13 protein-coding genes and 1 other RNA gene are annotated in these 12692 nt (G+C 65.4%); 10 read left to right on the top strand and 4 right to left on the bottom strand.

The window, feature by feature from the left end:
* The first annotated feature begins 86 nt into the window (after positions 1-86).
* Positions 87-1367: an O-antigen ligase family protein gene (locus AB7G19_RS09545; RefSeq protein WP_085399269.1), complete on the top strand. Its 1281-nt coding sequence runs from the start codon at positions 87-89 to the stop codon at positions 1365-1367.
* On the opposite strand, the gene AB7G19_RS09550 is transcribed toward AB7G19_RS09545, so the two are convergent.
* The gene (locus AB7G19_RS09550) at positions 1364-2107 is read right to left on the bottom strand and encodes a sulfite exporter TauE/SafE family protein (protein ID WP_071910378.1); all 744 of its coding nucleotides are present in this window, start codon (positions 2105-2107) and stop codon (positions 1364-1366) included. The two genes, AB7G19_RS09545 and AB7G19_RS09550, sit on opposite strands and share 4 nt — an antisense overlap.
* A 231-nt stretch (positions 2108-2338) precedes the next feature.
* Between AB7G19_RS09550 and AB7G19_RS09555 the strand changes: the two genes are divergently transcribed.
* Positions 2339-2599: a hypothetical protein gene (locus tag AB7G19_RS09555; RefSeq protein WP_085399270.1), complete on the top strand. Its 261-nt coding sequence runs from the start codon at positions 2339-2341 to the stop codon at positions 2597-2599.
* 7 nt (positions 2600-2606) lie between these two features.
* On the opposite strand, the gene AB7G19_RS09560 is transcribed toward AB7G19_RS09555, so the two are convergent.
* The gene (locus AB7G19_RS09560; protein ID WP_167767958.1) at positions 2607-3977 is read right to left on the bottom strand and encodes an aminotransferase-like domain-containing protein; all 1371 of its coding nucleotides are present in this window, start codon (positions 3975-3977) and stop codon (positions 2607-2609) included.
* A 49-nt stretch (positions 3978-4026) separates the two neighbouring features.
* Here AB7G19_RS09560 and AB7G19_RS09565 point away from each other — a divergent pair, with 49 nt between their 5' ends.
* Both AB7G19_RS09565 and AB7G19_RS09570 read left to right on the top strand, forming a co-directional pair.
* Positions 4027-4485 (top strand): DUF983 domain-containing protein, encoded by a 459-nt coding sequence (locus AB7G19_RS09565; RefSeq protein ID WP_071910384.1) that lies wholly within the window; start codon positions 4027-4029, stop codon positions 4483-4485.
* A gap of 72 nt (positions 4486-4557) precedes the next feature.
* Positions 4558-5271, top strand: a complete 714-nt coding sequence (locus tag AB7G19_RS09570) for an alpha/beta fold hydrolase (RefSeq protein ID WP_085399286.1) — start codon at positions 4558-4560, stop codon at positions 5269-5271.
* 167 nt (positions 5272-5438) lie between these two features.
* On the opposite strand, the gene rnpB is transcribed toward AB7G19_RS09570, so the two are convergent.
* An RNA gene (gene rnpB, locus AB7G19_RS09575) (RNase P RNA component class A) lies at positions 5439-5918 on the bottom strand.
* Positions 5919-6067: 149 nt separating this feature from the next.
* Between rnpB and AB7G19_RS09580 the strand changes: the two genes are divergently transcribed.
* From AB7G19_RS09580 to AB7G19_RS09590, 3 genes are all read left to right on the top strand, one after another.
* On the top strand, positions 6068-6418 hold the full coding sequence (locus AB7G19_RS09580) for a YciI family protein (RefSeq protein ID WP_063981532.1): 351 nt from the start codon (positions 6068-6070) through the stop codon (positions 6416-6418).
* 100 nt (positions 6419-6518) lie between these two features.
* The gene (locus tag AB7G19_RS09585; protein WP_063981533.1) at positions 6519-6869 is read left to right on the top strand and encodes a YciI family protein; all 351 of its coding nucleotides are present in this window, start codon (positions 6519-6521) and stop codon (positions 6867-6869) included.
* Complete coding sequence (locus AB7G19_RS09590) at positions 6866-8101, top strand: RNA polymerase sigma factor (RefSeq protein ID WP_094183898.1); 1236 nt, start codon at positions 6866-6868, stop codon at positions 8099-8101. The genes AB7G19_RS09585 and AB7G19_RS09590 overlap by 4 nt, the downstream gene beginning before the upstream one ends.
* Before the next feature lie 119 nt (positions 8102-8220).
* Here AB7G19_RS09590 and AB7G19_RS09595 read toward each other — a convergent pair whose 3' ends face one another.
* Positions 8221-9084 (bottom strand): N-acetylmuramoyl-L-alanine amidase, encoded by an 864-nt coding sequence (locus AB7G19_RS09595; protein WP_193560871.1) that lies wholly within the window; start codon positions 9082-9084, stop codon positions 8221-8223.
* 430 nt (positions 9085-9514) lie between these two features.
* Here AB7G19_RS09595 and rsmH point away from each other — a divergent pair, with 430 nt between their 5' ends.
* Genes rsmH through AB7G19_RS09610 form a run of 3 tightly spaced genes read left to right on the top strand, consistent with a single transcriptional unit; the run spans position 9515 to position 12651 of the window.
* On the top strand, positions 9515-10504 hold the full coding sequence (rsmH, locus tag AB7G19_RS09600) for a 16S rRNA (cytosine(1402)-N(4))-methyltransferase RsmH (protein ID WP_085399272.1): 990 nt from the start codon (positions 9515-9517) through the stop codon (positions 10502-10504).
* A gap of 3 nt (positions 10505-10507) precedes the next feature.
* Positions 10508-10900 (top strand): cell division protein FtsL, encoded by a 393-nt coding sequence (ftsL, locus tag AB7G19_RS09605; protein WP_014492951.1) that lies wholly within the window; start codon positions 10508-10510, stop codon positions 10898-10900.
* Positions 10897-12651 carry a peptidoglycan D,D-transpeptidase FtsI family protein gene (locus AB7G19_RS09610; RefSeq protein ID WP_071910386.1) on the top strand — a complete coding sequence of 585 codons (1755 nt, stop codon included), beginning with the start codon at positions 10897-10899 and terminating at the stop codon, positions 12649-12651. The genes ftsL and AB7G19_RS09610 overlap by 4 nt, the downstream gene beginning before the upstream one ends.
* Positions 12652-12692 lie beyond the last annotated feature (41 nt).

The raw sequence follows: 12692 nt of genomic DNA on the forward strand, positions 1-12692 counted from the left end.
TTGAACGGACGCGCGCTTGTCGCCCACCCACGGCTCCGGCTAGTTTGCCGCGCCGTGGGTGGGCCGCGAATCTGCAAGGGACAGCAATGACCGAGGTGTTGAACGAGCAAGGACGAGCGTCCTGGCTCTCCGCGATCTGGGCGGCGCGCTACCGCACACCGGCCCGCTTCGTCGCGCTGGTCGCGTTGCTGCTGCCCTGGAGCACCACCGGCGTGACTTTTGCGCTCGTGCCCTGGCTGATCGCCTTTGCTTTCATCGACCTTCGCGAACTCCCGCGCTCGCTGCTGCGCCCGATCTGCCTGCTGCCGATCGCGCTGTTCGTGCTGGCACTCGTCGGCACGCTCTGGTCGGTTGCGCCCTGGGCCGAGCGGCTGCACGCGCTCGGGCCGCCGGCAAAACTGCTGGTGATCCCGCTGCTGATCTACCAGTTCGAGCGCTGGCCCTACGGCAAATGGGTTTTTGCGGCGTTCCTGGTCTCCTGCACGCTGCTCATGCTGTACTCCTTCACTGTCGCGATCGATCCCAGGCTCTCGCTGAAGCTCTATCTGTCGCGCGGGCCCTACCAGGTCGAGAGCGGGATCGCCGTGCGCAATTATATCGACCAGAGCCAGGAATTCGCGCTCTGTGCGATCGCGCTGGTGTACCCGATCGTGACGCTGGTCCAGCAGGGCCGCGTTCGGATCGCGGCGTTGTTCGCCGTATTGGCGCTCGGCTTCCTCGCCAACATGATGTTCGTCGTGGTCTCGCGCACGGCGCTGGTGACGCTGCCGGTCCTGCTCGTGGTGTTTGCACTGCTGCATCTGCGCTGGCGGGTGGCGCTCGTTGCCGGCGCTGCGACGGCGTTGATCGCCGTAGCGCTCTGGGCCGTCTCGCCGCATCTGCGCGCGACCGTCGGCAAGTTCCAGAGCGATTATGAAAGGAGCCTGGAGGCCGACAACAATTCGATTAGCGGCATGGGCTCGCGTCTCGAATACTGGCGGAAGTCCCTTGGGTTCATCGCCGACGCGCCGCTGATCGGCCACGGCACCGGCTCGATCCGCGGTCTGTTCGCCGGCGTGGCCGCCAATCCGCACGACGACCCGCTGCGCGGCGAGATCGTCAGCAACCCGCACAATCAGCCCCTGAGCAATGCCGTGCAGTGGGGGATGGTCGGCGTGCTGGTCCTCTACGCGCTGTGGATCGCGCACCTCTTGATGTTTCGCGGCGAGGGGCTAGCCTGCTGGATCGGTATGCTGGTCGTGGTGCAGAACATGCTGTCCTCACTGCTCAACACGCATCTGTTCGATTTCACCTCGGGCTGGATCTACGTGCTCGGTGTCGGCGTCGCCGGCGGCATGGCGCTCGCGGCGAAGAGGACGCGCACCTAAAGCGCGGCAATACTGTTCCAGACGAGGGTGAGGCCCGACAGGAACAACAGGCCGAGCACGACGTCGCCAAAATGCTTGTCGTTCAGTGCGTGATAGACGCGGGCGCCGGCCCAGGCGCCGATCAGCGTGCCCGGGAAGGCGACCAGCGCGAGCCAGACCACCTTGAATTCGACGAGACCCGACGCCGTCTGCAACACCAGCGCGGTCGCGAGCACGGTGAAATTGAAGAGCTGGAAGATGCCGCGCCGCTCGTGCTTGTTCCAGCCGCGGATATTGGCCCAGAGGATCGGCAGCGGCCCGGACAATCCGGCGAGGCCGCCGAGAATGCCGCCGGCAAAGCCGATCGCGCCGTCGGCAATGCGGCCACCGAACGTCACGGCGAGGGGCCTCTTGTTGAGATAGAGAGCGGTCGAAAAGATCAGGATCAGCACGCCGACGCTCAGCTTGAATACTTTTGGATCGGCGGAGGCGATCAGCATGGTGCCGAGCGGCACGCCGATCAGGCCCCCGATCAGGAACGGCCAGACCAGCGACAGGTCGAAACTCTTCCACATCGACGGCAGCGTCGAGGTCTGCGCGATCACCGAGCAGATCAGCACCAGGGGCACCGCGAGCGAGGGCGGCAGGACGTAGAGCCAGATGCCGAGCGCCATCAGCGCGGTCCCGAAGCCGGCCAGTCCCGAGACGAAGCCGCCGGCCAGCGCGCCGAACAGCAGCAGCGCATAAGTGAGCGTTTCCAACAGATTGTCCTTGTCGCAATGGGCGATCCCGAACTGTTGATCGCCAACGCCCGCATAGCACGGCTGCGGCCGTGCAGGTCAATTCCAAAACCGCACGCAAGCGTGATCCCCAACCGCGGGCTTTCGCCAAAGGCAGGCCTACATGATGACCATACTTCAATCCGGGGGCCTGCCCGACGCCATGATGCGCTCTCATTGGCCTTTCCCCGAACGAGATGATGGAGAACGACCATGACCCGCACGAAGATTGCCGTTGCAGCCGCGCTGCTGTCTGCGGCGGCCCTGATGCCGACGATGGCGCAGGCGCAGTTCTCCGAACCCGCGGCCTATCAGGCCGCCCATCCCGACCGCGATGTGCTGAACGGCGGCCAGCTCACGCCTGCGGCGCGCGCGGCTCGTGGCGAGACAGTGGCACCGAGCGAGGCCTATGCGGCTTATTCGTCAGGCGTGACGCCGGTCGTTCGCCCGCGCCACCGCCGTCACCACCGATAAGAAGAGCCTAGACGATCTGCCTCGTGTCGGCCGGCCTGTGCAGCGCGCCGACCAGGATGCGCAGCGCTTCCGTCAGCTCCGATCGATTGCGCGCGGCGCCGAGCGAGACGCGCGCGGCATGCGGCGGTGTTCCGTCCACGGTGAAAGCGTCGCCGGCGACGACTGCAAGTCCATTCCGCAACAGATGCGCGGCGACGTCGGGGCGGCCCTCCGGCAGCCGCAGCCAGAGATGATGGGCGGCGGGCTTGGCCAGGAATTGAATGCCTTTCAGCGCGCGCTGCGCAAGCTGCTGGCGGCCGATCGCCTCGTTGCGGATGGCGGTGATGATGCGATCGGCGATGCCGTTCTCGATCCAATGCGTCACCAGCGCGACCATCAGCGGCGCCGGCATCTGCACGGTGGCCTGCAGGCCGGCACGCATGTCGCGCTGCGCGGCGTCGTCGGGCGTCAAGAGATAGGCGACGCGCAGCGCCGGCGCGATGCATTTCGACAGCGTGGTCGCGAGATAGGTCCGCTCCGGAATGAGGTTTGCGATCGGCGATGCCGAACGGTCGAGCAGCCCATAGGCATCGTCCTCGATCAGCGCCGTATCGGCATCGCTGATGATCTTTGCGATGGCGTTGCGCCGCTCGGCGGAAAGCGTCGCGGTGGTCGGATTGTGCAGCGTCGGAATGAGATAGACGGCCTTCGGCCTGTGCGCGCGACAGGTCTTCGCCAGCGCATCGGGCAGGATGCCGCCATCATCCATGGCGACACCGACGAGCTTGACGCCGAGCCGCGCCGCGGCGGCCTTGATGCCGGGGAAGGTGAGGGCTTCCGTCAGCACGACGTCGCCGGGCCGCGCGAGCTGAGCGAGCAGGTTGAACAGGATCGTCTGCGTACCGGGAAAGATCACGAGCCTGTCGGCGTGTGCGTGCGAAACGCGTGCACGCATCCAGCGGGCCGCGACCTCGCGCTCATGCGCGCTGCCGCCGGGCGGCTGATAGTTGAGATGCGCCGTCAGGCCCGATTGCGCGCGGATGGCTTCCATCCCGGCAATGATCCGCTCATCGAGTTGCGCTTCGAGCGGATGCGGCGGCACGTTCATCGAGAGGTCGATCGCGACCGGGTGCGGCATGTCGACCGCGCGGCGCGCGCTGGTCTCGGATACGAATGAGCCTTGTCCGACCCGGGCTTCCATGATGCCGCGGCGCCGCGCCTCGGTGTAGGCACGCGTCACCGTGGTGAGGTCGATGCCGAGGGCCTTCGCCAGCGCGCGCTGCGTCGGCAGCTGCTGGCCGCGCACCAGCCGGCCCGCGGCGATGTCGGCCTCCATGGCCTCGACGATGCGCTGGTAGCGCGGCCCGCTCAGCTCCGAGATTGTAGGGGTCCAATCCATGCAATTTAGGCCCATATCCTTTGAATGTATGGATACAAGATATTATTGTATGGATCAGCGAAAAGGAAGAGGTGCTGTCATGGCAACCGGTTCAGTCTCTCTCACGAAGGCGATGTGGCGCGGCTTCTTGGGCAAGTGCCCGAACTGCGGCGAAGGACATATGTTCGGGCGCTTCCTGAAAGTGGCCGACAGCTGCGACCATTGCGGCGAGGAGCTGTTTCACCAGCGCGCCGATGACTTCCCGGCTTATCTGGTGATGGTCGTAGTCGGCCATCTCGTGGTGCCGGCGATCCTCGCGGTCGAGACGGCCTACGCGCCGGCGGTCTGGCTGCAACTGGCCGTGTGGTTGCCGGTAACGCTGTTCGCTTCGCTCGCGCTGCTGCAACCGACCAAGGGCGCCATCGTCGGCCTGCAATGGCAGATCGGCATGCATGGTTTTGAGGCGGGCAAGCTGCGCCGCGAGGCCGTCGCGCCCGTCCTCGTGAAGGTGAACACCCGCGCGGCCTGAGGGGCCGCAGCGTTTACATCGCGCGCGCGGCGGCTACACTCCATCGTAGAAACAAGAACGATGGAAATGCCGATGGCCGCACGCGCGAAGACTTTTCTGCTCTGTCATGGCGCATGGTCCGGCGGATGGGCCTGGAAGAAGATGCATCCGCTGATGGCGCAGGCCGGCCACCGCCTGGTGGCGCCGACCTTCACCGGGCTTGGCGAGCGCGCGCATCTGGCCAGTCCCGCGATCGATCTGGATACGCACATCCAGGACATCCTCAACGTCATCAAGTTCGAGGACCTCGACGACATCGTGCTGCTCGGCCACAGCTATGGCGGCATGGTCGCGACCGGTGTTGCCGACCGCGCGCGCGAGCGCGTCACGCAACTGATCTATCTCGACGCCTTCGTGCCGCGTGACGGCCAGTCGCTGTTCGATCTCAACGAGGGCGGCCGCGAGCCGATGCGCAAGGCGACTGCCGCGGGCGACGGCTACCGCATCCCGCCGAATCCACCGCCGCCGGATACGCCGCAGGCCGATCTCGACTGGCTCAATGCGCGCCGCATCAACATGCCGATCAAATGTTTCGAGACGAGGCTCAAGCTCGAGCATGGCGAGCCGGCGATGCCGCGCAGCTACATCTATTGCAGGCGCATTCCGCCGGGCGATGTGTTCGGGCAGTTCGCGAAGCGCACGAAGAACGAGGAGGGCTGGCGCTATTTCGAGCTCGATGCGAGTCATGCGCCGAACGTGACGGCGCCCGAGGCTTTGATGGGCGTGTTGAACGAGATTGTCGCTTAGTTCGCAGCCGTCATTCCGGGGCTCGCGAAGCGAGAGCCCGGAATCCATCAGGCGGCAGAGTCGGTGGATGAATGGATTCCGGGCTCGTGCTGCGCACGCCCCGGAATGACAGCCGGGTCAAAATGGTGAGGGGCTCGATGCGGTCAGCATCGAACCCCTCGTTGCAAGATATCAGCCGGCCTGTAAGCCGGGTTCTGTAAGGCACCGTCCGCTTGCGCGAACGATACGTGACGGCCATTCCTCTGGGACCATGTTTGCACATGGCCTCGAGCAACCTACCCGGACGGCGGGCCTGACATCGCCCCGCGGCGTTATCGCTTGCGCGAACAGCCCGCTACGCCGTCCCTATTCGGTTTTGCTCCCGGTGGGGTTTACCATGCCGGCTCCGTTGCCGGAGCCGCGGTGCGCTCTTACCGCACCTTTTCACCCTTACCTGCCTACGCAGCTTGCGCTGCTACGGCACGGCAGGCCCGAGGGCTTGCCGCGCCAGAGCCCCGAAGGGGCGTCGGCGGGCGGTTCGTTCTCTGTGGCACTTTCCCTGGGGTTGCCCCCGCCGGACGTTATCCGGCACCGTATGTCAAGGGAGCCCGGACTTTCCTCCCCGGCGGCCTTTCGGCACCTGCCGGAGCGGCCGTCCGGCCGACTGACCGGCTACGCATGGGGCATTTGTGACGGTTCCGTCAAGCAGAGATCGCCGCGCACGCCGGCTGCGAATAATTTATCCTGAACATGTCGTTGGGCGTGGGCCCGGTTCGACTGGATGCCGGCAATCCAGCCGAGCAACAGGAGTTAAGCGATGCAGTATTTGCTGCTGATCTACCGGAACGAAGCTCAACAGAGCAAGATGGACCCCGCAGATTACCAGAAGCTGTTGGCGGAGTATTCCGCCTACACCCAGTCCATCGTCCAGAGCGGCAACTTCAAGGCCGGCGACGGGCTCCAGCCGACCTCGACTGCGACCACCGTTCGCGTTCGCGACGGCAAGGTACTCGCGACCGATGGTCCGTTCGCCGAGACCCGCGAGCAACTCGGCGGCTATTATCTCGTCGAGGCGAGAGACCTCGACGCAGCGATCGCGATGGCCGCGCGGATTCCCGGAGCCAGGGACGGCTCGATCGAAGTCAGGCCCGTGATGATCTACAAATGATCTCGTCCCCTGATATCGAATAATTATCCCGAGGATGTCGTTTGATGTTGGCCCCGTTCGACTGGATGTCGGCAATCAGGCCGAACAACAGGAGTAAGCCATGCAGTACCTACTGCTGATCTACCGGAACGAAGCGAAAATGATCAACATGTCCCCCGCGGACCGTCAGGCGCTGTCGGCGGAGTACGGCACTTACACGCAGTCCATCGTCCAGAGCGGCCATTTCAAGGCCGGCGACGGGCTTCAGCCGACCACGACGGCGACCACCGTGCGCGTGCGCGAGGGCAAGACCCTGACGACCGACGGTCCCTTCGCGGAGACTCGCGAGCAACTCGCCGGCTACTATCTGGTCGAGGCCAAGGATCTGGACACCGCCGTCGGACTGGCTGCTCGGATTCCCGAGGCCAAAGAGGGATCCATCGAAGTCAGGCCGGTCATGATCTACAAGTGATCTGTCCTGCCGACATCGCTCGGATTTTTCGCGACGAGGCGGGGCGGGTGCTTGCCACGCTGATCCGCCTCGTCGGCGATTTCGATCTCGCCGAGGACGCGCTCCAGGATGCCTTCGCGGTCGCGCTGGAGCGCTGGTCGGCGGGCGAGGTGCCCGATAATCCGCGCGCCTGGCTGGTCAATGTCGGTCGCAACAAGGCGATCGATCGCATCCGGCGGCAGGCCGTGTTCCGCGGCAAGCAGCGGGCGCTCGTGCATGAGCTCGAGTTCAACGCGCAGGCGCGCGACGAGCCGCCAGCAACGTTCGATGACGATATGCTGCGGCTGATCTTCACGTGCTGCCATCCAGCCTTCGCCATCGAGGTCCAGGTCGCGCTGACGCTGCGCACCGTCTGCGGGCTGTCCATGGCGCAGGTCGCGCGCGCCTTTCTCGTCGGCGAGGATGCGATGGCGCAGCGCCTCGTCCGCGCCAAGCAGAAGATCAGGCTCGCCGGCATTCCTTATGAAGTGCCCGAGCACGCCGCGCTTGCGCCGCGGCTCAACGGCGTGCTCGCCGTGATCTATCTCGTCTTCACCGAAGGCTATGTTGCGACCTCGGGCGCGGATTTGATGCGGCCCGATCTCGCGGTCGAAGCGATCAGGCTCGGCCGGTTGCTCGACCGGCTGATGCCGGATCGCGCCGGGATCAAAGGCCTGCTCGCCTTGATGTTACTGCACGATGCGCGCCGTGCCGGGCGCGAGACCACAGCCGGCGACGTCGTTCTGCTGGAAGAGCAGGATCGTTCGCTCTGGAATTGTGTGCAGATCGAGGAAGGTCTGCGTCTCGTGGACGACGCGCTCCGCGTGCCTGGCCGCCCGCAGCCCTATGCTGTGCAGGCCGCGATCGCCGCGCTGCATGCCCGTGCGCCGAGCTACGAGCAGACCGACTGGCCGCAGATCGCTGGCCTCTACGAAGTGCTCTTGCGCATCAATCCGTCGCCGGTGATCGAGCTTAACCACGCCGCCGCAGTCTCGATGGTCGACGGCCCGGCGCGCGCGCTCGATCTCGTCGACGCGATCACCGCGCGCGGCGGGCTTGGCGGCTACGAGCTGTTGCCTGCGGTGCGCGCGGATCTGTTGCGACGGCTTGGGCGCAAGGACGAAGCGCGCGAGGCGTATGTCGCCGCGACGGCGGCGACGCAGCTGGAGCCGTTGCGGCGGCTCTATGCGCGACGGATGCGGGAGATGGAGTAGTCGCCACGCATTCCGTCATTGCGAGGAGCGAAGCGACGAAGCAATCCAGACTCTTTCCGCGGAGGCAGTCTGGATTGCTTCGCTGCGCTCGCAATGACCGGAGTGTGTGGCTTGCGCCGTTACTTCGCCGCGACTGCCGTCGCATCCGTCGGCAGGCTTGCGAGCAACGCCTGCAATGTCGACAGCGTCGAGTGATCCGCGACACCATCGAGCCGCGCCGGGCGGAAATGGCGCTGGAAGGCGGTGACGACTTCCATCGTCGCGGCGTCGTATTTGCCGGTGAGCGGCACGCCGTAGCCGTATCGGGCGAGCGCCTGCTGCAGGCTCAGCACCTCGTCGCTGATGGTGCCGAGCATCAGGCTCTCGCCGCGCACGACCGGCGCGGGCGTCACCCAGTGTCCGACGCCGGAATTGGCCAGCGAATGCCACGGAAATTTCTCGCCGGGATCCTTCTTGCGCGCCGGCGCGACGTCGGAATGGCCGAGCACCCGGTGCGCGGCGACGTTGCGGCGAAGCATGATGCCGCGGCACAACGTGATCACGGCGGCGATCTGGCGCGACGGATATTCCGGATAGCCCCAGTCATGGCCGCGATTGATGATCTCGATGCCGATCGAGCAGGAGTTGATGTCGTCCTCGCCGGCCCAGGACGAGACGCCCGCGTGCCAGGCGCGCTTGGCCTCGGGCACGCATTGCACGATGCGGCCGTCCTCCAGCACGACGTAATGCGCCGACACTTCGGTGCCCGCCGTGCACAGCCGCGCCAGCGCGCCCTCGACGTCGGGCATGCCGGTGTAGTGCAGCAGGATCATATCCGGCTGCCGTCCCTTGTTGCGGTCGCCATGGTTCGGCGAAGGGATGATGTCGGAGACGATCGAGGAATCCGGCTCGAACGTCCGCGTGTTCGCCGCGGCCTTGGGAACCGGGAGAACGCGTTGACGTTTCGAATCAGATCCAGACGGCGTGGAAGGACCGGACGACATAGACAGCTCAAGTCGGACAGAGAGTGGGCCAAGCCCTTCTCTTTACTATTCCTTTACCCTCCGCCGCGCGCAATCGCGCGGCGCGGTTAATGGATGCATTTTGGCGCATGTGTGTGGATGGAGCATCACCGACGCGTCACCTTTTCGACTTGTAACAAGCCGATCAACGCTTTCTTAACGCTAAGGGCCGTTACTGAGGATTGAAGAGCCGACCCGCGTCCGGAGGCGGCCAAAGCGTATTTTGGCTCGAAATCCCATGGCTGCCCGACAAATTCCACTGGGAACACTGGGTTTGCGGCCCGGGATGACCGGGCTCGGTAACCATGCTGGACGAGGGTTGGGTCGTGGAACCGCCGCGACGCGGAATTATTCGAGGCGTAATGGACTCGCTCGTCCCAGATCTCGCAAGGACGCTCTGCGGGTGTGGCGCATGAGTTCGGTTCCGCACATCCCCGTTCTTGGCCGCGAGGCGGTCGATCATCTCGCGCCGCGCGCGGGCGGGATCTATGTCGACGCCACCTTCGGCGCCGGCGGCTACAGCCGCGCCATCCTCGACGTGCCGGGAACCCGGCTGATTGCGATCGATCGCGACCGCACGGCGATCGCCGGCGGGGCTGAGTTGGTCGAACGCTCCGCGGGCCGGCTGACGCTGGTCGAGGACCGCTTCTCCAATCTCGCCGAGGTCTGTGCGGCGCAGGGCGTCGATGCCGTCGACGGCGTCGTGATGGATGTCGGGGTCTCCTCGATGCAGCTCGACCAGGCCGGCCGCGGCTTCTCCTTCCGTCTCGACGGTCCGCTCGACATGCGGATGGGGCAGGCGGGGCCGACGGCGGCCGACATCGTCGCGCGCGCCTCGGAAAGCGATCTCGCCGACATCATCTATCTCTTTGGTGAGGAGCGGCAGTCGCGCCGCATCGCCCGCGCCATCGTCGCCGACCGGCAGGAGACGCCGTTCACGACAACGCGCGCGCTCGCCGATCTCGTCGGCAGGGTCGTGCGCTCGAAACCCGGCGATATTCATCCGGCGACGCGAACGTTCCAGGCCCTGCGCATCTTCGTCAACGAAGAGCTCGAGGAACTCCAGACCGCGCTCGCTGCGGCCGAGCGCGTGCTCAGGCCGGACGGCCGCCTCGTGGTGGTCTCGTTCCATTCGCTGGAAGACCGCATCGTCAAGAATTTCCTCTCCGAGCGTAGCAAGACAGGCGGCGGTTCGCGGCATCTGCCGGAAGTGGCGCAAACCGCGCCGAGCTTCCAGCTGCTGACCCGGCGGCCGGTGATCGCGGGTGAGGAGGAAGTCGCGCATAATCCGCGCGCGCGTTCCGCAAAGCTGCGCGCCGCTGAACGTACCGATGCGCCCGCGCACGACGACGGCGAGACCTCGTCCTGGCCAAAGCTCTCCGACGTGATGAGGGGCGGCTAGCGCATGCGCTTCATCCACCTCCTCGTCATCGGCGCGCTGATCTTCGCGGCGGCCTACGTCTACCGGATCAAGATGGACTCCACGGCGCGCACCGAAAAGGTGCTGCGGCTGCATGCGGAGATCCGCGAGCAGCGCGATGCGATCGCGGCGCTGCGCTCCGAATGGGCCAAGCTCGATGCGCCCTTGCGCCTGCAGGGCCTGTCCGACCGGCATCTGCCGCTCAAGCCGGTCAACGGTACGCAATATGACTCGCTGAAGAACCTGCCGGAGCGTCCGCCGCGGATGTTCAGGCCGGGCGAGCCGGATCCGATCGGGGCCATGCTCAACACCATCGAAGCCGCGAGCGATCCGGATACGGTGACGGGCTCCGTGCCTCAACCCGAGGACAAGCAATGAGCGCTGTGACCCCGGCCAAGCCAACTCAAAAGCCGCCCGAGCCCTGGCGGCAGCGGCTGATCCGCAGCCTGCTCTACGGGCGCAACGTTGACCGCGCCGCGAAGGCGCGCGCGCGCGTTGGCCTCGCGATGATCGCCTTTACCTCGGTCTACGTCCTGATCGGCGGCCGGCTCGTGATGTTCGCGATCGGTGCCGACGCCCACAGCGCGCGCCGTGCTGCCGCGCAAGAGGTGGTCGCGACCGCGCGGCCCGACATCGTCGACCGCAACGGCGCGATCCTCGCGACCGACGTCAAGGCCGCGAGCCTGTTCGGCGAGCCGCGCCGCATCATCGACAAGGACGAGGCGATCGAGCTTCTCACCGCCACCGTGCCCGACCTCGACGAGGCCGAGGTGCGCGAGCGCTTGTCGGCGCGAAAGGGTTTTGTCTGGCTCAAGCGCGAGATCACGCCGAAGCAGCAGCAGGACATCCACAAGCTCGGCATTCCCGGCATCGGCTTCCTGCGCGAGAACAAGCGCGTCTATCCGACCGGCAACGAGGTCGCCCACCTCATCGGTCTCGTCAACATCGACAACCAGGGCATCGCCGGCATGGAGAAGTGGCTCGACAATCAAGGGCTCGCCGATCTCCACCGCGCAGGCTTTGCTACCGACCGGCTGCAAAAGCCGATCGAGCTGTCGGTCGATCTGCGCGTCGAGCACGCGCTGCGCGACGAGCTCTTGAAGGCCAAGGAGAAGTACCACACCAAGGCCGCCTCCGGCATCGTCTCGAATGTCAAGACTGGCGAGATCGTGGCGATGGTCTCGCTTCCGGATTTCGATCCCAACAATCCGAAGGAAGCGCACGACCCCGACCGCATCAACCGCCTGACCACGGGCGTCTACGAGATGGGCTCGACCTTCAAGGCGTTCACGCTGGCAATGGCGCTCGATTCCGGAAAGATCAATTTGAACTCGTCGTGGGATGCACGCGGAAACCTGCACTACGGCAAGTTCACCATCCACGACAGTCATTCGCTCGGACGTTTCATCAACACCAAGGAAGTGTTCTATTACTCCTCCAACATCGGCGCTGCGCGGATCGCGCTCGGCCAGGGCGTCGAGGCGCACAAGGCGTTCCTTGCCAAGATGGGCCAGTTGACGCGGCTGCGCACCGAGCTGCCCGAGAGCGCGGCTCCGCTGGTGCCGCGCCGCTGGAGTGAGCTGAACACGGTCACCATCGCGTTCGGCCAGGGTCTGTCGGTGGCGCCGCTCCAGGCGGTGATGGGCATCAACGCGCTGATGAACGGTGGCTATTTGATTCCGCCGACCTTCATGAAGCGAAGCGAAGCTGAAGCGGCGGCGATGGCCAAGCGCGTGATCAAGCAAGAGACCAGCGACAAGATGCGGTATCTGATGCGGCTCAATGCGGAGGTCGGGTCGGCGAGACAGGCAGACGTCAAGGGCTATTATGTCGGCGGCAAGACCGGTACGTCCGAGAAAGTCATCAATGGCCGCTACGCCAAGAAGCGGGTGCTCAACTCCTTCACGGCGATCATGCCCTCCGACAATCCAAAGTATCAGATCCTGATCATGCTGGACGAGCCGCAGGCGCTGCCCGAAACGCATGGTTTCATCACCTCGGGCTGGAACGCGGTGCCGACCGGCGGCAAGGTGATCGAGCGGATCGCGCCGCTTCTGGGCATCGAGCCACGGTTTGACCTACCGCCGTCCGACCGCCTTATTCTTGCAGCATCCAGGACAACCCAGTAATCAACGGGGGTGGGCCGTCGCCGCTGCTGAGTCGGGGCTTT

The sequence above is a fragment of the Bradyrhizobium sp. 215_C5_N1_1 genome, assembly GCF_052075935.1.
In the GTDB taxonomy this organism is placed as follows: domain Bacteria; phylum Pseudomonadota; class Alphaproteobacteria; order Rhizobiales; family Xanthobacteraceae; genus Bradyrhizobium; species Bradyrhizobium barranii.

What these genes read in the sequence shown, in the direction of transcription:
- AB7G19_RS09570 (WP_085399286.1), top strand. Translation starts at nt 4,558, where the DNA reads ATGGCCGCACGCGCGAAGACTTTTCTGCTCTGTCATGGCGCATGGTCC.
- AB7G19_RS09585 (WP_063981533.1), top strand. Translation starts at nt 6,519, where the DNA reads ATGCAGTACCTACTGCTGATCTACCGGAACGAAGCGAAAATGATCAAC.
- AB7G19_RS09555 (WP_085399270.1), top strand. Translation starts at nt 2,339, where the DNA reads ATGACCCGCACGAAGATTGCCGTTGCAGCCGCGCTGCTGTCTGCGGCG.
- AB7G19_RS09610 (WP_071910386.1), top strand. Translation starts at nt 10,897, where the DNA reads ATGAGCGCTGTGACCCCGGCCAAGCCAACTCAAAAGCCGCCCGAGCCC.
- AB7G19_RS09545 (WP_085399269.1), top strand. Translation starts at nt 87, where the DNA reads ATGACCGAGGTGTTGAACGAGCAAGGACGAGCGTCCTGGCTCTCCGCG.
- AB7G19_RS09580 (WP_063981532.1), top strand. Translation starts at nt 6,068, where the DNA reads ATGCAGTATTTGCTGCTGATCTACCGGAACGAAGCTCAACAGAGCAAG.
- ftsL (WP_014492951.1), top strand. Translation starts at nt 10,508, where the DNA reads ATGCGCTTCATCCACCTCCTCGTCATCGGCGCGCTGATCTTCGCGGCG.
- AB7G19_RS09565 (WP_071910384.1), top strand. Translation starts at nt 4,027, where the DNA reads ATGGATCAGCGAAAAGGAAGAGGTGCTGTCATGGCAACCGGTTCAGTC.
- rsmH (WP_085399272.1), top strand. Translation starts at nt 9,515, where the DNA reads ATGAGTTCGGTTCCGCACATCCCCGTTCTTGGCCGCGAGGCGGTCGAT.
- AB7G19_RS09560 (WP_167767958.1), bottom strand. Translation starts at nt 3,977, where the DNA reads ATGGATTGGACCCCTACAATCTCGGAGCTGAGCGGGCCGCGCTACCAG.
- AB7G19_RS09595 (WP_193560871.1), bottom strand. Translation starts at nt 9,084, where the DNA reads ATGTCGTCCGGTCCTTCCACGCCGTCTGGATCTGATTCGAAACGTCAA.